Raw genomic sequence first — 17,718 nt, forward strand, 5'->3', positions numbered from 1 at the left:
CCGCTGCGTTCCGAGGAGGTGCGGAAAAAGTTTGAAGAACTTTTTTCGGGGGCACCCGCTATGAGGGCCAGAATGTCAGACCCCATCGCCATGATAGGGGTATGGATACGAACGCGGCAGTAATGCAGGCGGAGGAAGCCGTTGTGGCTGCTGTCGCTGCGTTCATGGCGGCGCTGGCTGACAGCGATGCTGCTGTTTCCGGTGCCACTGACGGACCTGAGGCTGTGGGCGTTGCCGGCGCTGGGGTGGGGTTTGATGATGATCCGTTGCAGCGGGTTGTTGATGGGGCGTTGGATGTTCTTGCCGGGGTGGCACGGTCGGAAGCGAAGCTGGCGGCCCTGAAGGCACAGGCCGTGGCGGTGTTCGCTGTGGCCACGAAAGCGCTGAACGCTCCTGCTCGGTCGCCGTATGAGGTGGCGGCGCAGGAGCGGAGCCTGGTGGCGGAGGTGGGGTGTGTGCTGGCGATCGGTGACCGGGCCGCCGGTGCCTTGCTCGCCGATTCCCATGCCCTCATCACATCCCTGCCCCGGACCCTGGCTGCTTTGCAGGCCGGGACGGTTTCCTGGGCGCATGCCCGGACCATGGTGGACCAGACCGCGAGCCTAGACCGTGAAGGCGCGGCGGCGTTGGAGGCGCACTTCCTGGACCCGGACGCGACGAGACCGGGAGCAGCGGCCATGGTCGGGGAGATGCCGGCGTACCGGTTCAAAGCCAAGGCCCGGGCCTGGCGGGAACGCCATCACACGGAGAGCCTGGAGCAGCGGCACGCCAAGAGTGTGGCGGACCGGCGGGTCGAATTCTGGCCGGACAACGACGGGACGGCCTGGATCGCAGCCTGCCTGCCCGCGGACCAGGCGTCCGCCATCTGGGACCGGCTCACCACCATCTCCCGGGAAATGCAGGGACCGGACGAAACCCGCACCCTCACCCAGCTCCGGGCCGACAACTTCGCCTCAGGACTCCTCAACACCGGGCCCGGCATCAGCGCCGGAAACAGTTCCAGCAACGGCTCCGGAAATAGTTTTGGCAACCGCGGGGCCAACAGTGCCCGCAGCGCCGGTGGCGGCGGGGAGAAAACCGGTCCCGGGCAAGGATCTTCGATCCGGGCACAGGTGCTGGTCACCGTACCGGTGTTCTCCCTGCTGGGCCTGACCGATGAACCGGCGATGCTGGACGGGTCCGGACCTATCCCGGCGTCGATGGCCCGGAACCTCGTCGCTGACGGTGCCGGCTCGTTTTACCGGGTGCTGGTGGATCCCCGGGACGGGGCACCGTTGGAGATCGGCCGGACCAGCTACCGGCTCACCAAAGCCATGCGGAACTGGCTGCGGCTGCGGGACGGCAAATGCCCGTTCCCCGGCTGCAGCAACAACTCCCTGGACAACGAAGCCGACCACATCCTCGCCTGGCACCAAGGCGGCACCACCGGAATATCGAACCTCGGCCAGCCCTGCCGCAAACACCACAAACTCCGACACACCAGCGGCTGGAAACCAACACCAGCCACCACAACCGAACCACCCGGCTGGACCTCACCCACCGGCAGGCACTACAAAAGCGAACACCAGGACTGGGAACCACCCCACTGGCCCGGAAGCATCGGAGACGCAGCCATGCCCAGCACTCATGGCTGCCCTGCCGAAGACGCCCTATTTCTGGAGCCCCCACTGGAGGAACCTCCGGGCGACAACTTCCTGGATCCTGACGACCTTCCGGCTGAAGATCCTCTTTGGGAGGACTTCTATGCCGTGGCGATCGTTTTGCCTCAAGACCCGTTCAGGGATTGGGCCCTGGCACTGACGACCTAGCAGCCACCTCAGCTGTTGGCATCGCTAGGTGACGCCCGCGCTACCTAGCGATGCAGTCAGCCTCGGGGCTAAGGGCTGCAACGCGGGATGAGGCCGTCAAACTTTCCTCGGCGCACGCAGGCCGATAGATTCATCAGCAAGATGACTAATTCACGCGCGCCCATCAATGCAACGGCTTACTGGACCACAGCCCGGGAGCACGGCGAGCTCCGGTCGGAGGAACTCCCGGCGCCCGGTCCCGGCGAAGCGCTGGTCCGCGCACTCTACTCCGGCATCAGCAAGGGCACCGAGATGGTGGTCCACCACGGCCTCGTCCCGCCACGGGTCGCCGAAGAGATGCGGGCCCCGCATCAGGAGGGCCAGTTTCCGGGGCCAGTGAAGTTCGGCTACCTGTCGGTGGGAGTTGTGGAGAAGGGCCCGGCAGAGTGGATAGGCCAGCGGGTGTTCTGCCTGAATCCGCATCAGGACCGATACGTGCTGCCCCTTGATGCACTCACCAAAATTCCTGACGGCGTTCCCTCGCAACGTGCTGTCCTCACCGGAACGGTGGAAACGGCAGTGAATGCCCTGTGGGAGGCCGGCCCGCGCCTGGGAGACAGAGTAGCCGTGGTGGGTGCAGGCCTGGTGGGCGGCATGGTTGCCACCCTGCTAAGGACCTTCCCACTGCAGCGGCTTCAGCTCGTAGACGTGGACCCGGGGCGGAAGGACCTGGCAGACGCCCTTGGCGTGGAATTCACCCACCCGGATGACGCCCTGGATGACTGCGACATTGTGTTTCACTGCTCGGCATCCCAGGAAGGACTCGAGCGCAGCCTCCAGCTCGCCGGTGATGAAGGCGACGTGATCGAAATGTCCTGGTACGCCAACCGGGAAGTCACACTGCCGCTGGGCGAGGACTTCCACGCCCGCCGGCTCTCAATCCGCGCCAGCCAGGTAGGAGTGGTGGCACGTGCCCGGCGCCACCGCAGGACCAACGCCGACCGCCTGGACCTTGCCGTGTCCCTGCTGGCCGATCCGGTGTTCGACGCGTTCCTGACCGGATCGTCACCCTTCACCGACCTGCCCGGCATTGTGCAGGGCCTCGCCGACGGTTCGGTGGACGCGCTGTGCCACGTCATTGAATACCCGCAAGTCGAATGCCCACAAGCTCAAGACGTGCAAGCTCAAGACCTGCAAGACCAAAACCCCGAAGATCAACTCACCGACGAACCGACCCGCGAAGAGCAGAGGTAGCCCATTGTTCAGCCTGACCGTCCGCCGCCACTTCATGATCGCCCACAGCCTTCCGCGCGAGGCTTTCGGCCCCGCCCAGGCACTGCACGGGGCTACCTTCGTTGCGGAGGTTGCCTTCCGCCGTCGGACGCTCAATGATGAAGCCATCGTGCTGGACATCGGCGCCGCCGGCACCATCATCGAGGAGGTGCTGGCGGGCTTGAACTACCGCAACCTGGACGAGCACCCGGACTTCCAGGGAAAGCTCAGCACCACCGAGGCGCTTGCGGAGTACGTCGCCCAGTCGGTTGCCGGCAAGGTCAAGGACACTGACGACGGCCGCGAGCTTGCGGGTATAGATGTCACCCTGCGCGAAAATCCGGACGCCTGGGCCACCTACTCGCTTGACCTCTCCGCCGCCTGACCATGCGGCCCATCCGGCTCCTCGTTCCTGCCAACATCCGGCACAACTCCGGCGGCAACGTTTACAACGCGCGCCTGGTCCAGGCACTGCGGGCCCTGGGCGTCGACGTGCATGTGCTGGCAGTCGAGGGCTCCTGGCCGGAGTCCAGCGCCGAAGAACGACGCCGGCTGGGCAGCTTGCTGGGCGAGCGGGAGCCGGAGGGGCAACACGGCTCCGTCGTCACCATAGTCGACGGCCTGATCGCCATGGGTGCGCCGGACGAACTGGAGTTAGCAGCCAAAGCCCGGCAGGAGACCTGGGTGCTGGTGCACATGCCGGCCCCGTCGCGCCACGAGCTGGAGGCACGGTCCCTACGTGCGGCATCGGGAGTGATCTGTACCAGCAGTTGGGCGGCCATCACTCTCGAAGCCCGCCACGGCCTTTCCGGGCTGCGGGTGGCCCTGCCCGGTACGGATCCCGCACCTGTGGCCGAGGGATCCATTCCGCCGCACATCATCACCGTAGCCGCGCTCCTCCCGAACAAGGACCAGTTGCTGGCCGTTGAGGCACTGGCACGGATCCAGGAACTCGAGTGGACAGCATCACTGGTGGGATCGGACCAGGCGGACCCGGAATACGCAGGCCGCGTACGGGCCGCGGTCGCCGCGCACGGGCTGGAAAATCGGGTGGGGCTTACCGGTGAGCTGAAAGGGCGGTCGCTCGAGGACGAATGGAACCGCGCAGACCTAAGCGTCCTGGTGTCCCAGGCTGAGGCCTTCGGCATGGTAGTCACGGAGTCGCTCGCCCACGGAATTCCCGTGGTTGTCCGCGAAGGAACAGGCGCCGTTGAAGCCCTAAGTTTTGCCGCGCCGGGAGTGGAGTCTGGAGAGCGGGCGGGCGCTCACCTCCCCGGAACTGCCGTAACTTTTCCGTCCGATGCTGACCCTGGAAACCCTGCCGTGCTGGCCGGGGTCCTGCGGCGCTGGCTGCAGGACGGCGCAACCAGGGACGCCTGGCGGGCAGCCGCGCTTGAGACGAGGAATCGCTTGCCGCGGTGGGACCGGACGGCCGCGCACGTTCTCGACACCCTCGGCGGCTAAAGTTCCCACGCGGATGGGAGCACGCACAAGCACCTACAGCCGCGTACGGTGCCCCACAAAAAAGTCACGCAACAGCCCGCCGCATTCGGCTTCGCGGATCCCCGCGTAGACCTCAACCCAGTGATTCAGCCGGCGCTCGCGGAGCACGTCGAACACGGATCCCGCTGCGCCCGCCTTCTCATCCCAGGCGCCGAAAACCACCCGGGGAATCCGTGCAAGGACAATCGCACCGGCACACATCGCGCAGGGCTCGAGGGTCACCACCAGCGTGCAGTCCGCCAGCCGCCAACCATCTCCGCTCCCGCCGTCGGCCAATTGCAGGTCCCGCAAGCGCGCCGCCGCCTCCCGGATCGCAACCACTTCGGCGTGTGCGGTGGGGTCGCCCAGCTCCTCCCGCTGGTTCCGGCCGGAACCCAGCACGACGCCGTCGGGCCCTATTACAACGGCTCCGATCGGCACGTCCTCCGTAGCAAGGGCACGGCGCGCCTCCGCGAGGGCGAGGCCCATCCAGGCATCGTATTTGCTATCTGCGGAGACCATGGCTCAATGATAGTTTCGAAGGATACCCAGAGCCCGTGACGAAGATCCGCCGGGAGGCACAATGAGCACCGTCCGAGACCGCATGGACAAGTGGATCAAGCCCTATGCCGCCCTGTGGCTGACGATGATCATCGGCGGGGCGCTGGTGCTCACCATGGCCCTGCTGGGAGCCGAGGTGTACTCGGACGTGGTGGACGAGGAAGGACTGACAAGCCTCGACATTCCAGCATTGGAATATTCACAATCCCTGCGGAACCCCGAAGTGGATGCCTTCGCTACCGCCTTTACGAACGTGGGCGGCGGGATCGGTATGCCAATCCTCGCAAGCATCCTCACGGCCTGGCTGACACTCCTGAGCCGGACTTGGCGCCCCATTGTCCTGGTGGGCGGCGCAGCCCTTGTTTCCACCACGGCCACCACCCTGGGCAAGCGCCTGGTGGGCAGGACCCGCCCGGACCACTCCGAAGCAGTACCGCCCTTCGAGACCACACCGTCATTCCCCAGCGGCCACACCCTGAATACAACAGTGGTGATCGGCGTCCTGGTGTACATCATGTGCCTTCAGTTCCAGATGCTCTGGGCAAGAATCACTGCCATCACCGCCGGCGCACTGTTCATCATCGCCATGGGATTGAGCAGGGTGTTCCTGGGGCATCACTGGATGACGGACGTGATAGCGGGATGGCTCCTGGGGCTGGCATGGGTGTGCATGGTGATCCTGGCCCACCGGCTGTTCCACCTGATCCGGAAGCGGGAACATGCCGGCCCGGCACCCACCTTCGAGCACCCGGTCCTCCGCGAGGACCCCAGCGCGGACCCGCCCACAAGCAGCGCCGGCACCTCCGGACAGAGCGACGGCGGACCCTCACGGGGGACTGGCGGCACCTCCGAAAGGAACGACGGCGGCGCCCCGGGAAGGTCCGACGGCGGTACGTTCCGTCGAAGCGACGGCGGCTCCTCACGGACGGGTGCAGGAGGCTAACGGCAGGAAATGGCCCAGCGGCCGGATGATAGTTTTGACCCATGCGCACTCTCGTTGTGGACCACCCGCTGGTCGCCCATAAGCTCACCGTCCTGCGGGACAAGAACACCCCGTCCCCGGTCTTCCGGCAGCTGACGGAGGAGCTGGTGACACTCCTTGCCTACGAGGCCACCCGCGAGGTCCGCACCGAACCCGTCACCATCGAAACGCCCGTCAGCACCACCGTGGGTACAGCGTTCACCAAGCCAACCCCGCTGGTGGTTCCCATCCTGCGGGCCGGCCTGGGCATGCTCGAGGGCATGACCAAACTCGTTCCTACCGCTGAGGTCGGATTCCTGGGGATGGCCCGGGACGAGGAAACCCTGGACATCATCACCTATGCCGAGCGCCTCCCCGAGAACCTCACGGACCGGCAGATCTTCGTCCTGGACCCCATGCTGGCCACCGGCGGAACCCTCCGCGAGGCCATCAAGTTCCTCTTCAAGCGCGGCGCTTCGGACGTGACCTGCATCTGCCTCCTGGCCGCCCCGGAAGGTTTGGCCAAGCTGGAGGAGGAACTCTCCGATGCCAACGTGACCATAGTCCTGGCCTCCATCGACGAAAAGCTCAACGAGAAGTCGTACATCGTTCCAGGGCTGGGGGATGCGGGCGATCGCCTTTACGGCATCGCAGGGTAGTCCTCAAGCCTTTTTCATTCCGCCTCCCGCCGTTAGCCTGTGCGGATGGACTGGAAACTCGAACTTGTGTACGTCCCTGTGTCCGACGTGGACCGCGCCAAGGACTTCTACGTCAACAAGGTGGGCTTTAATGCCGACTTTGATGAGCGGCCCACGGACTCCATCCGCTTTGTCCAGCTGACGCCTCCCGGCTCCGCCTGCTCAATCTGTATTGGCGACGGGCTTACGGAGGCGCCTCCCGGCACCGGCTCCAACCTTCAACTGGTGGTCAGCGACATTAATGCCGCGCACCAGCAGCTCAAGAGCAACGGAGTGGACGTCAGTGACGTGGACGTGCAGGATTGGGGCCACTTTGTGTACTTCGCCGATCCCGACGGCAACAGGTGGGCGGTCCAATACATCCCCGGCCGCGGCGCCTGACATACCGTAAGCGGCAACGGGATAGTGGAGGCGCAGCGGTGATCCCCCGAGCGCAGCGCCTAAGGCACAATGGGGACCGTGAACGCCTCCACACCGGCTGCTGTCCGGACCCTGACCTGCCGCGCCGTCCTCTTCGACATGGACGGCACCCTGGTGGATTCCACGGCAGTGGTGGAACAGGTCTGGGGTGAATTCGCGGCGCGCTACGGGCTGGACATCGAGGAAATACTCCGGACGTCGCACGGCGTCCAAGCCGGCGATACCGTCCGGCGTTTCGCGCCGCCCGGGGCGGATGTGCTGGCGCTGACAGCGGAACTGGGCGCCATGGAACGCCTCCGGACCGAGGGCATCCTGCCGCTGCCCGGAGCCGCCCGGCTGCTGAGCACCCTGCCGGCGGACGCCGTCGCGCTGGTGACATCAGCTGACCGGGTCCTTGCTGACATCCGGATGGGGGCAGCGGGGCTGGCCATGCCGGCCACCGTCGTGACGGCCGAACTGGTGACCCGGGGCAAACCGGATCCCGAGGGATACCTGAAGGCCGCTGCCGGTCTCGGCGTGGATCCCTCCGACGCCGTGGTGTTTGAAGACGCTCCCGCCGGCATTGCGGCCGGGGTGGCCGCCGGTATCCCAACCGTAGCCGTGGGGCCGAACACCGGGCCGCTTCCGGCGGGGGTCCTGCATATTCCTGATTACGGTGCCGTCGCCGCCCGAGTGGACAAGGACAAGGAGGGCCGGACGGTCATTTCTTTCCGGCTTTGAGGTCCGCCACCTGGCAATGCGTCGCGACCTGGTCTCGGGAGTTTTGGCTTCGCCCAGCGGCTCCACGTACCGCCGCTGGGCGCTGTAGCCCAGGGTCGCGTAGAACTCCTGCGCCGCCGGCTCCGCAGCCATTGCAGCGGCAAGATCCTCAGGGACCTCAACAATCCGGGGTTGCGTGTCCAGTTCCACGTCGGCCCGGTCCTTCAAAGGTGTGGGACCCAGAAGCTGCGGGATCCAGACGTGCGGGGCTGATTAGTACGCCGCCCGTGTTGCAGAGCGGGTGTGCCCGTACTGTCTAGTACCAGTTATTCGACAGGTGGAAGTTCAGGGCACCGCACGGGGACTGGTAACGCTCCTGGATGTAGTTCAGGCCCCAGTTGATCTGCGTGCGGTAGTTGGTGAGGTAGTCCGCACCGGCGCTGGCCATCTTCTCAGCCGGCAGGGACTGGACGATGCCGTAGGCGCCGCTGCTCGGGTTGGTGGCCGTGGTGGTCCAGTCCGATTCCTTGTCCCATAGGGTTACCAGGCACTGCATCTGGTCAGGAGCCCAGCCGTAGTTCGCCAGCTGGCTGGCGGCGTAAGCCTGGGCGCCGGCGGGATCGTTGACCGCGACGGCGGGCGCAGGCTCGGGCGCCGGGGCCGGAGCAGGCTCAGGTACTGGAGCCGCCTCGGGAGCGGGTGCCGGAGCGGGCTCGGGAGCGGGTGCCGGTGCAGGCTCGGGAGCCGGCGCAGGGGCGGGCTCGGCCGCCTGCGGGGCTACAGCTATCTCCGGAACGGCGGGCTCAGGCGCGGGATTTGAGGTAATCTCGCTCTTCTCGATGCTGAGGTTCGACTGCGCCTGGGCGGCCTGCGTCTCGGTGGCCGCTACGCGGATGCTGGTTTCCGTAGCCTGTCCCGCAGCTCCCACTCCGACGAGGAGTGCGCAGGATGCGGCCACCACGGCCGCGCGCTTGCCGAAGGAAGGGATTTTGCCGGCTTCCGGTCCGGCGAGCGGTGCAGGCCGGGTTTTCGGACGTGGTTTTACCAGGATTTTGAACATGATGGATCGCCTCTCACACCTGCGGAGTTAGCTGTCGGGTTCGGATGAGGGCATCCGGCCGCACGGAAAGATCACGTGCTGGCTTAACCCCAAGGGCAATCAGTGCCCGGGACGGTGGGTCCCCCGCCTCTGCCTTTGTTCAAAGGGAATCCGGGAAGTGGCAGAGCTTGGCGTCATCCGGATATGCGGCTCGAACACGAACTGCACCCAATCGACGGTACAGGAGTGCAGCGCGTAAGTCACATTTTGGTAACAGAGATCACGACGGCGGCGCGTCGCCTTGCTGCTAGCGCCACCTCGAGGGGAGCTGTAAGGCGAACTGTGTGCGCCCCGGTTGTGATGTCACCGTTACCCTTCCTCCGTGGGCTTCCACAATAGATTCCACGATGGACAACCCCAGGCCGCTGGTGCCTTCGGCTGCTGCAGTGCCCGCCCCATCTTCCGCGCCCTTCCGCGCCGCGTCTGCGCGGGCGAAGCGCGAAAAAACATGGTCCACAAACTCGGCCGGGATGCCGGCGCCGTCGTCCGTTACCGTTATCAACGCGGCACCTCCAGCGGTCTTTCCCACGCCGGTAACAACAGTGGTGCCGGCAGGCGTGTGTTTGCGCGCGTTGGAAAGCAGGTTCATCAGCACCTGGCGCAGCTGGGAGGCGTCACCGGTGACCACCACGGGCTCATCCGGAAGTTCCAGCCGCCAGTTGTGGCCCGGTGCCATCACCTTTTCATCGCTGACGCTTTCGACCACCAGCTGCGTAAGGTCCACCTCGCTGAGCTTCAACGGCTGGCCCTCATCAAGCCGGGCAAGCAGCAGCAGGTCTTCCACTAAGGCAGTCATCCGCTCCGACTGGCTCTGTACACGGGCCAGGGACTTTTGGCCGTCCGGGGTGAAAGACTCCGTCATCCTCATCAATTCGGTGTAGCCGCGGATGGCGGTCAGGGGAGTGCGCAGCTCGTGGGAGGCGTCGGCCACAAACTGGCGCACCTTCGTTTCGCTCTTCTGGCGCGCCTGCAGCGCGTTTGCCACGTTGTCCAGCATGAGGTTGAGCGCGTGCCCGACGCTGCCCACTTCCGTCCCGGGATTGGAGTTCGACGGCGGTACGCGCACCGCGAGCGCCACCTCGCCCGCGTCCAGGGGCAGCTGCGATACCCGGGTGGCAACCTCCGACAGCTGCTCGAGAGGTTTCATGGTGCGTCGGATCAGGACCGTGCCAACTAATCCGATCAAAAGCAACCCGCCAAGCGAAACGACCGCAAAGGTCCACACGAGGGAGGCAAGCGTGCTTTCTTTGGCAGCGAGGGGGAGTCCCGTGACCAGGACATCGCCAAAGGTGGTCTTCACCGCCAGCAGGCGGTAGCCACCGTTCGAGAGGGTACGGTCCACGGGCTCCGCATCTGTCGCCAGTGCCAGCAGCGTCTGCTTGTCCTCGGCGGACAGGGCGGAACGCGTGGTGTCCGAGGTGAGGAATCCACCACTGTTCACCTGGCCGTTCAGGATGCGGGCGTTCATGGTTCCCACGCTTTGGCCGCGGGCGTCCAAGGGGTCCCTTCCGTTGGAGCCGCCCATGGGAGGGCGGCCCGGATTGTTGGACCGCTCTGCAGCTTGGCTTAGCTGTTCGTCCAGCTGGCGGGTCAGGAACGCATCCATGGAGGCGTAGCTTGCAACGCCCACGGCACCGCAGATGGCAATCAGCAGGGCCATGGCCAGGAGGATGAGGCGGGTACGCAAGTGCCAGGTGCCGGGTTTGAGCCAGCTTCGGCGATGGGGATCGGCTGCCTGTTGTGACGCCATGGTGCGCCTACTCGGCAGGCTTGATGACGTACCCGGCGCCGCGCACGGTGTGGATCATGGGCGGGTGAACTGCGTCCACCTTCTTGCGCAGGTAGGAGATGTAAAGCTCCACAATGTTGGCCTGGCCGCCGAAGTCGTAGTCCCACACGCGGTCCAGGATCTGCGCCTTGCTGATGACGCGCTTGGGATTCTCCATGAGGTAGCGGAGCAGCTCGAACTGCGTGGCCGTGAGCTGGAGCTCCTCGCCGGCCCGGGTCACTTCACGGGTATCGACGTTAAGGACGAGGTCTCCTACCACCAATTCGGCCGTGTCCATAGCGGCAACTCCGGAACGCTGGACCAGGCGGTGCAGCCGAAGCAAGACTTCCTCCATGCTGAACGGTTTCGTGACGTAGTCGTCGCCACCGGCCGCCAGGCCCACGATCCGGTCCTGGACCGCGTCCTTGGCAGTAAGGAAGAGAGCGGGTACCTCGGGTGCGAACGTGCGGATCCTTCCCAGCAGCTCGACGCCGTCGAACCCCGGCAGCATGACATCAAGGACCAGGACGTCGGGACGGAAGTCCTTGGCCAGTTTCACTGCTTCCGGGCCGTCGGCCGCCACCGCCACCGACCAGCCGGCCATGCGCAGGCCCATGCTCATCAGCTCCGAAAGGCTTGGCTCGTCGTCGACCACCAGGGCGCGGATGGGGGAGCCGTCCGGGTGGGAAAGCTCAGGGAGGTTGTTGGTCATGGAGTGCGAAGTGGCCATGGAACAACTCTCCGATCAGTCGTTTGGCCGGGGCTATGGGCTTCCTGTGCCTTAGCTGTGAATACCAGCGTAGCCAGCTGGGCAGGGAATGGCGGCCTGCGAAGAGGGGCTGCTGCTGCCCGGCCAGCGTCGGTCAATGGGAAGCTGGACAGATGGGCGCCCTGAAGAGTTGGCCATACAGCAGAGGAAGGGCGATTTTTTCTCCTCCAGCTCCGGCTGCCACTGGACAGATGGGGCGCACAGAAGGGCAATTTCGGCATTCCCTGCACATCTGAAGAAAAGGGCCGCTAGTGGAGCAACCGGCGAATTAACTTCATCAGAAGCTGCTTTCCCGCCCCGGAAGCAGGACAATGATCAGCAATCTGACGATTGTCCAGAATCGTGATCTGTGACACATCAAGCGCTTTTGTCTCATAATGCGGACGGAAAGGTCCATTGTTACTTGCAAGTTCGCATTGTTACGCTGCACACTTCCATTGTGAACAAGAACTCAACAGCACCTGCAGCCGCAGACTATTGGCCCAGCACATCCGCTGCTGTCGACATGCGCTGTTGTCGAATGTACGCCTGATCTTCCCACCCCTCGAAGTTTGTAGGCATACGCCCCCAGCCCAGCGTCGGGCGTCCCTCCCCAGTTTCATTGCGGGGAACCCAGCATTCGAGCCGCGATGACGGCCATTCACATTGAGGTAAGCAATCCATGTCAGTTGCATCCGGATACGTCCACATTTCCGTCCGAAACGCCGCCAAGGGTGGCCAGCCTTCCGGCCTCCGCCCCGGCTTCGGACCTCGCACGTCGCTCGCTCCCGCCACTTCCGGAAGCAGCTTTCCCGGCTCGGGATACGGCCCCCAGGGCTATAACCCCAACTCCTACGGCCAACTCCGCGCCGTTCCGCCGGCCGAGTCGGCGCCGCTCACTGCCCCCACTCCCGTAGTTGCCGGGCACGACCAGGTCCGCCCAGTGGCCAGTGACACTGTGGCCCGTGGATTCGTTCTCTACATGGGGATCGACGAGGAAACCGCAGCCGCCGCAGGTACCTCCATCGCCAAACTCGCCCAGGAGATCCGCGCTTACGCTCAGTCCCTGGTATCGGGAGCCGAAAGCTACGCCGCCGTCGCCGTCGCCCCTGCCGGCACGCCCGGCTCAGCACTCGACGTCGTCCGCTCCACCTTCGGTGACCCCACTGTCAACACCCGCCAGCGCACCGAAACCCCGCGGCCGCAGCAGCCCCAGGAGCCGCGCCCCTCAGGCGTCCTGATCGACCTCGCCCGCCGCGAAGTGCACCTGGACGGTGAATCCCTGAATCTCACGTTCAAAGAGTTCGAGCTCCTGAACTACCTCGTGGAAAACGGAACCCGCACTGTAGGACGCGACGAACTGCTCGAAGGCCTGTGGCGCAACGCTGAAGAAGTGCCCAACGAGCGCACCATCGATGTCCACATCCGCCGCCTCCGCTCCAAGCTGGGCCGCCTTGCCAACACCGTGCGCACCGTCCGCGGCCAGGGCTACCGCTTCTACGAGCACCCCGAGGTTGTTGTCTGGGCCGCTCCGGAATACTCGATCTAGCACCCAGAGGCACGCAGGAGTCATCTGGCCGTGCCTTAGGCTTGGGCCATGAGCCAGCACCATCTTCGACGCCTTGTGATCATGCGCCATGCCAAGGCCGATTGGCCTGGTGGCGTGGCTGACCACGAGCGGCCGCTGGAGGAACGGGGCCACCGGGAGGCGCCCCTTGCTGGACGTTGGCTGCTCAAGCACAACATCGTGCCTGACTTCATCCTGTGCTCAAGCGCCTTGAGGACCCGCCAGACCTGCACCTGGGTTTGTTCTGAACTGGGGGACAAGGCGCCCACGCCCAAGCTCGAAGACGGCCTCTACGCTTCCTCCGCGTTGCGCATGCTTACCGTGGTCAACCACGTGCCCGATACCGTCACCACGCTGATGCTGATAGCGCACCTGCCAGGGGTACAGGATCTTGCCATGCACCTCGCCTCACGCGATTCAGACCACGATGCCTACATGGACGCCGCAACGAGGTACCCCACCAACGCGCTCACTGTCCTCGAAACGGAAAAGTCGTGGGCTGAGCTGGACGGACAGGACGCACGGATCACCAAATTCAAGGTGCCGCGGGCCCATTAGCGCCCAAGCTATTTCCTTGTTGCTGTACGGCCCTGCGGCAGCTTTGTGGAACGTTGTTTTGTGGCATTTTGCCTGGTGGCGCCCTGCCTCGCCGTGCCTTCTCCCTGGGACGACTGTCCCTTGGACGTCTGCCGGGCGGACGACGTCGGCTGCCGCACTTGCGCGCGCGCCCCGGACGGGCTGGGCGGCTGCGTTGCACCGGCCTGCCGTGCCGGAGCCCTCCTCGCGGCGTTGCTGCTGCCGCGCGCAGCGGTTCGGACGCCGGCAGCCCGGGAGGCGCTGCCTTGTGCGCGCCGGCGTCCCGGCCAGATGGCGCCCGTGAACAGTGCCGCCAGGGCCGTCATTGCGGAGAACGCGGCCAGGAAGAAGTAGTTGTCCGGGTCCGAGGTGGGCAACGGGGTGCCAAACAGCGACGACTCGTCGGTGAAGGCCACCTCCCACGTGCTCAGGAAGGCCAGCGATCCCGCCACGGCGAGACTCGTGGACAGACCGGCAATGGCGAGCATAACGAAGCGTCGGCGGCGCAGGAGCTCCGTGATGCAGGCAAGGGAGGCGAGCCCCAGCACGCCGAGGAAAGCCATGAACACGGGCTCCGCCAGCGTCATGCCTGTCAGGACCAGGAGGCCGGCAGCCACGATGCCGGTGATGACCGCGAATTTTCCGCTGTTCCCCATGTGACGCATGTCCACCATCATCCCTGAGGAGCGGGCTGCTGCATCACGTAGCCGCGCATGATGGCCATGATTGCTGCAACACTTTGGTCACGGGTGCGCTCCGGGTTGTAGGTCTGCCGGTCAAGCCCCACCACAAAGCATGCGCCAAAAATGGCTGTTTCCAGGCTGCCCCTTGCAACGGAGGGATCCACGGGGTACGCCTTGGCAACGCTTTCCACCGCTTCGCTGATGACCGTCAGGAGCTCTGCCCGCAGGAGCGTAAAGGTCCCCTGCCATTCGCTGGGGGTACGCCAGTTCTCGCTCACCCACAGCCGGGCGAAGGACGGGTACTCGGCCATAAAGTCCATGGCCTGGCCAATCATCGCTTCCATTGCCAGCAAGGGATCCTGGCCCGTCCCGCCGTCTGGCGCCCCCAGCAGCCGGGCCTTGAGGATGTCCACGCCGTGCCTCAGCAGCTGCGCAATGAGGTCTGATTTGCTGCCGAAATTGTAGTAAACCGTCCCCTTGGAAACGCCTGCGGCAGCTGCAATCTCGTCAACGGTCACACCGGCGGCACCACGCTCGCCGATCAGCTCCATGGAAGCGTCAAAGAGCCTCTGCCGCGTGGCAGTCGTCCGGGCAGGGCGGAGTTTTTTCGCTGGCTCCAGATCCGCGAGACTCATACTGCGATCTCCGGTTTGAGCGTCTTGAGCGTCCAGTATTTTCCCTTGCGCACGGCCAGGGTGGACATGGCCAATCCGAGCGCCGTGTACCCCGCAAGTCCCAGCACAGTGGGGACGATCATGGAGAGGTCGGCCCCGTAAATCAGGTGCCTCATCCCTGTCACCACATACCCCATGGGCAGGATCTGGTGCACCACATGCAGGGGTTGTGGTGTGGTCTGCCAGGGGAAGGTTCCACCGGAAGATACCAGCTGAAGGACCAGCAGGATCAGGACCACGAGTTTCCCGGGGGAGCCCAGCAGTGCCACGACTCCCTGGATAAGGGCACTGAAAGCCATGGCTGCGGCCAGCATAAAGAGCCACATCAGGGCGGGATGGGCGGCGTCCAGGCCCAGGGCCAGGTTGACCACCAGGGTGAGGAGGGTGGCCTGCACCACCGAGACGGCCAGGAAAGGCAGCCATCCTCCGACCGCGATTTTCCAGGAGCGGGCGTTGGATGCCAGCGCCCTCTGCGTGAGGGGCCGCATGGCCTGGATCAGCATAAAGATGCCGATCCACAAAGCGAGGGTGAGGAAGAACGGTGCCAGCCCGGCGCCGTAGGACCCGGCCTTCGCCTGTGAAACGTTGCTGACCGCCACCGGATCTGCGATGACCCGCGACAGGTTGCTCTTCTGGGCGTCGTCCGGATGTGGAACCTGTCCTGCGCCGCTTCCTAACTCGTCGGCCAGGGTTCGGGAACCGTCTGAGGCCGTACCTGCGCCTTCCTCGAGCTGCGCGGCGCCGGCGGCGAGCTTGCGCGCCCCGTCCGCCAGGGCTGCAGTGCCATCCACCGCTGACTGCTCTCCGGTGGCAAGCGTCGCTGCGCCGGTGTGCAGTTGATCAGCACCTCCGGATGCCTGTGTAATCGCTTCTTTCAGTGCCGGGGTTCCGGCAGCCAATTGCGCGGCACCTACGCTGACTGCCTCGGCTCCGTCTGCCAGCTGTTGGATTTGCGCGGCGTCTGCCTGGAATTGTGTTTTGGCGGCTGTCACCGGGTTGGAGGCGGCCACGGAGTCGAAGTCGGCCAGGATGCTGTCCGCCTGGGCCTGGGTGAGGACGCCGGAAGCGATCAGCCTGTTGTTCGACTCCACCACCCGGGTGCGAAATCCCTGGTCAGCGGCCTCCAGCTGGGCCGCGGCGTCCTGGACCTTGGTGTTCAGCTGCGCGTTTCCGGCAGCCACCTGCGCGGCACCCGCTGCCAGTGTCCGGGAATCCCCGGGCAATGTTGCTGTCTTGTCCTTCAGTACGGAGAGCCCGCTGCTCAATTGGCCGGCGCCGGCGGTCAGCTCGTTGGCGCCGTCGCGCAGCTTGAGCTGGCCTGCGTAAAGCTCATCGGCTCCGCTGCTCAGGCCTGCGGTCCCGTCATGAAGGGCCACACTCCCGTCCCGGAGGGTGGCCACGCCGTCCGCAAGGCGACCAGCGCCGTCGGACGCCTTGACCATCTGCGTATGGATGGTGCCGAATCCGGTGAGCAACTGGTTGGCGGTTTCTTCTCCGACATCTGCAGCAACGGTGCTGTGAACAGAGGTGGTCAATTTGTCCACGATGGTGCTCAGCAGATAGTTGTTGGCGTCGTTCGTGGTGACGTTGAGCATGGCTTGGCTGGCGGAGTCAAAGCTGCCGGGGGATACGAGGTGGGCGGAAAAGTCCTGGGGTATTTTCAGGGCGAAGGCGTACTTGCCGCTGGCGACGCCCTCATCCGCCTCGTCTCCGCCTGCCACCGGGATCCAGTGGAAGACATTGCCCTCCATCAGGCTGACCGCCACTTCCCTGCCCGCCTGCAGTTCAGAGCCGTCCGCGGCGGTGGCACCTGCGTCCTCAACCACCAGTGCGGCGTCGATCTGGTCCAGGTTGCCGTACGGATCCCAGTTGGCGTAGAGGTAGACGGCGCCGTACAGCAGCGGGACCATGGTCAGCGCGAGGATGGTCAGCTTCGGCAGCAGCCCGCCCGTCATCCGCTTGAGTTCAGAGCGGGCCAGCCGCAATACGGTCACTTCGCATCCTCGGTTTCGAGTTCGAGTTCGTGGATAGCCGCCGGGCTTTCCGTTCCAGCTTTATGTTCGCTGGGCACCGCGTTGCCAATCGCAACGAGCGGACCGGACCACGACGGCGGAGGGGCAGCTACCGTAGCAACGACGGCCAGCGGCCGCCCGGCGTCGGATGCCAGTTGCTCCAGGCGCGGCAGCCAGCTGCCGGGATCGGCACTGTGCCGGTCCGGTGAGTCGACCACCAGCAAGTCCGTATGTGGGCTGGCCAAAGCCAGCGCCGTCAGGAGTTCCAGCCGGCGGGAAGGATTTAGCTGCTCAGTCCACAGGTCGCCGATGTCCTCAAAACGGTTCACCTTGAGCCACGGACTGCTAAGCAGGGCACCCCGGTAGCGGCGGGGGATCAGGGCAAGGTCCTCCGTCACGAGATCGCGCACACTCAGGTGCGGTTCAGGCTCATTGACGCCCGGGGCATCAACCAGAGCGCTGGCCGTGCGGAGTGCCTTGATACCGCGGCTGCCATCCCAGCTGATGGAGCCCCCATCGGCTTTCATCCTGCCGCTTAGTACAAGGGCCAGCGCCGTCCGCTGAGCCTGCCGTTCCCCGCAGGCAAGTACCAGCTCCCCGCGGCGTGTTCGGAGGGAGGTCGCCGGGAGCAGGGGATCCCGGCGACCGTGGACATGGAGCTGCTGGGCCAGAAGCAAGGATGCCTTTCGCGGTGGTGTTCTGCACCCAGTC

General features: G+C 65.2%; 18 protein-coding genes, 1 pseudogene and 1 riboswitch. Of the genes and pseudogenes, 10 read left to right on the forward strand and 9 right to left on the reverse strand.

All coding sequences use genetic code 11. The annotated features are described in order from the left end of the window. Nucleotides 1–101: 101 nt before the first annotated feature. The 4 genes from AC5RUQ_RS05245 to AC5RUQ_RS05260 all read left to right on the forward strand — a co-directional run bounded on the left by AC5RUQ_RS05245 (nucleotide 102) and on the right by AC5RUQ_RS05260 (nucleotide 4,523). A complete protein-coding gene (locus AC5RUQ_RS05245; RefSeq protein WP_493946308.1) occupies nucleotides 102–1,808 on the forward strand; it encodes an HNH endonuclease signature motif containing protein in 1,707 nt (568 codons plus the stop codon). Between the two features lie 141 nt (nucleotides 1,809–1,949). Further along, nucleotides 1,950–3,041, forward strand: a complete 1,092-nt coding sequence (locus tag AC5RUQ_RS05250; protein WP_493946309.1) for a zinc-dependent alcohol dehydrogenase — start codon at nucleotides 1,950–1,952, stop codon at nucleotides 3,039–3,041. A 4-nt stretch (nucleotides 3,042–3,045) separates the two neighbouring features. Further along, nucleotides 3,046–3,444, forward strand: coding sequence for a 6-pyruvoyl trahydropterin synthase family protein (locus AC5RUQ_RS05255; RefSeq protein WP_493946310.1), 399 nt, complete (start codon nucleotides 3,046–3,048; stop codon nucleotides 3,442–3,444). 2 nt (nucleotides 3,445–3,446) lie between these two features. Beyond that, a complete protein-coding gene (locus tag AC5RUQ_RS05260) occupies nucleotides 3,447–4,523 on the forward strand; it encodes a glycosyltransferase family 4 protein (RefSeq protein ID WP_493946311.1) in 1,077 nt (358 codons plus the stop codon). 33 nt (nucleotides 4,524–4,556) lie between these two features. Here the strand turns inward: AC5RUQ_RS05260 and AC5RUQ_RS05265 are convergent, their stop codons facing one another. Then, the gene (locus AC5RUQ_RS05265) at nucleotides 4,557–5,063 is read right to left on the reverse strand and encodes a nucleoside deaminase (protein WP_493946312.1); all 507 of its coding nucleotides are present in this window, start codon (nucleotides 5,061–5,063) and stop codon (nucleotides 4,557–4,559) included. Nucleotides 5,064–5,124: 61 nt separating this feature from the next. Between AC5RUQ_RS05265 and AC5RUQ_RS05270 the strand changes: the two genes are divergently transcribed. The 4 genes from AC5RUQ_RS05270 to AC5RUQ_RS05285 all read left to right on the forward strand — a co-directional run bounded on the left by AC5RUQ_RS05270 (nucleotide 5,125) and on the right by AC5RUQ_RS05285 (nucleotide 7,901). Further along, the gene (locus AC5RUQ_RS05270; RefSeq protein ID WP_493946313.1) at nucleotides 5,125–6,045 is read left to right on the forward strand and encodes a phosphatase PAP2 family protein; all 921 of its coding nucleotides are present in this window, start codon (nucleotides 5,125–5,127) and stop codon (nucleotides 6,043–6,045) included. A gap of 41 nt (nucleotides 6,046–6,086) precedes the next feature. Then, nucleotides 6,087–6,722, forward strand: coding sequence for a uracil phosphoribosyltransferase (gene upp, locus AC5RUQ_RS05275; RefSeq protein WP_163167923.1), 636 nt, complete (start codon nucleotides 6,087–6,089; stop codon nucleotides 6,720–6,722). A gap of 45 nt (nucleotides 6,723–6,767) precedes the next feature. After that, entirely contained in the window at nucleotides 6,768–7,142 is a 375-nt protein-coding gene (locus AC5RUQ_RS05280; RefSeq protein WP_256246483.1) for a VOC family protein, read from the forward strand. A gap of 69 nt (nucleotides 7,143–7,211) precedes the next feature. Then, a complete protein-coding gene (locus tag AC5RUQ_RS05285; protein ID WP_493946314.1) occupies nucleotides 7,212–7,901 on the forward strand; it encodes an HAD-IA family hydrolase in 690 nt (229 codons plus the stop codon). A 69-nt stretch (nucleotides 7,902–7,970) separates the two neighbouring features. Here the strand turns inward: AC5RUQ_RS05285 and AC5RUQ_RS05290 are convergent. The 4 genes and pseudogenes from AC5RUQ_RS05290 to AC5RUQ_RS05305 all read right to left on the reverse strand — a co-directional run. Continuing rightward, nucleotides 7,971–8,033: pseudogene (locus tag AC5RUQ_RS05290) on the reverse strand (hypothetical protein); the annotation flags it as partial. A gap of 163 nt (nucleotides 8,034–8,196) precedes the next feature. Continuing rightward, nucleotides 8,197–8,940, reverse strand: coding sequence for an aggregation-promoting factor C-terminal-like domain-containing protein (locus AC5RUQ_RS05295; RefSeq protein ID WP_493946315.1), 744 nt, complete (start codon nucleotides 8,938–8,940; stop codon nucleotides 8,197–8,199). Between the two features lie 5 nt (nucleotides 8,941–8,945). Continuing rightward, nucleotides 8,946–9,106, reverse strand: a riboswitch (cyclic di-AMP (ydaO/yuaA leader). Nucleotides 9,107–9,226: 120 nt separating this feature from the next. After that, nucleotides 9,227–10,729, reverse strand: coding sequence for a HAMP domain-containing sensor histidine kinase (locus AC5RUQ_RS05300; protein WP_493946316.1), 1,503 nt, complete (start codon nucleotides 10,727–10,729; stop codon nucleotides 9,227–9,229). A gap of 7 nt (nucleotides 10,730–10,736) precedes the next feature. Further along, nucleotides 10,737–11,477, reverse strand: a complete 741-nt coding sequence (locus tag AC5RUQ_RS05305) for a response regulator transcription factor (protein ID WP_493946317.1) — start codon at nucleotides 11,475–11,477, stop codon at nucleotides 10,737–10,739. Between the two features lie 700 nt (nucleotides 11,478–12,177). Here AC5RUQ_RS05305 and AC5RUQ_RS05310 point away from each other — a divergent pair. Both AC5RUQ_RS05310 and AC5RUQ_RS05315 read left to right on the forward strand, forming a co-directional pair. Further along, nucleotides 12,178–13,044, forward strand: coding sequence for a winged helix-turn-helix domain-containing protein (locus AC5RUQ_RS05310; RefSeq protein ID WP_493946318.1), 867 nt, complete (start codon nucleotides 12,178–12,180; stop codon nucleotides 13,042–13,044). A gap of 48 nt (nucleotides 13,045–13,092) precedes the next feature. Next, entirely contained in the window at nucleotides 13,093–13,620 is a 528-nt protein-coding gene (locus AC5RUQ_RS05315) for a SixA phosphatase family protein (protein ID WP_163167933.1), read from the forward strand. 8 nt (nucleotides 13,621–13,628) lie between these two features. Here the strand turns inward: AC5RUQ_RS05315 and AC5RUQ_RS05320 are convergent, their stop codons facing one another. The 4 genes from AC5RUQ_RS05320 to AC5RUQ_RS05335 are packed head-to-tail and all read right to left on the reverse strand — an operon-like array spanning nucleotide 13,629 to nucleotide 17,684. After that, nucleotides 13,629–14,303: a hypothetical protein gene (locus AC5RUQ_RS05320; protein WP_493946319.1), complete on the reverse strand. Its 675-nt coding sequence runs from the start codon at nucleotides 14,301–14,303 to the stop codon at nucleotides 13,629–13,631. 8 nt (nucleotides 14,304–14,311) lie between these two features. Next, nucleotides 14,312–14,956 (reverse strand): TetR/AcrR family transcriptional regulator, encoded by a 645-nt coding sequence (locus AC5RUQ_RS05325; RefSeq protein WP_493946320.1) that lies wholly within the window; start codon nucleotides 14,954–14,956, stop codon nucleotides 14,312–14,314. Beyond that, a complete protein-coding gene (locus tag AC5RUQ_RS05330) occupies nucleotides 14,953–16,989 on the reverse strand; it encodes a YhgE/Pip family protein (protein ID WP_493946321.1) in 2,037 nt (678 codons plus the stop codon). Before AC5RUQ_RS05330 ends, AC5RUQ_RS05325 begins: the two co-directional genes overlap by 4 nt. After that, entirely contained in the window at nucleotides 16,986–17,684 is a 699-nt protein-coding gene (locus AC5RUQ_RS05335) for an ABC transporter ATP-binding protein (RefSeq protein WP_493946322.1), read from the reverse strand. The genes AC5RUQ_RS05330 and AC5RUQ_RS05335 overlap by 4 nt, the downstream gene beginning before the upstream one ends. Between the last annotated feature and the right edge of the window lie 34 nt (nucleotides 17,685–17,718).

The organism is Arthrobacter sp. MDT2-3, from assembly GCF_059090465.1.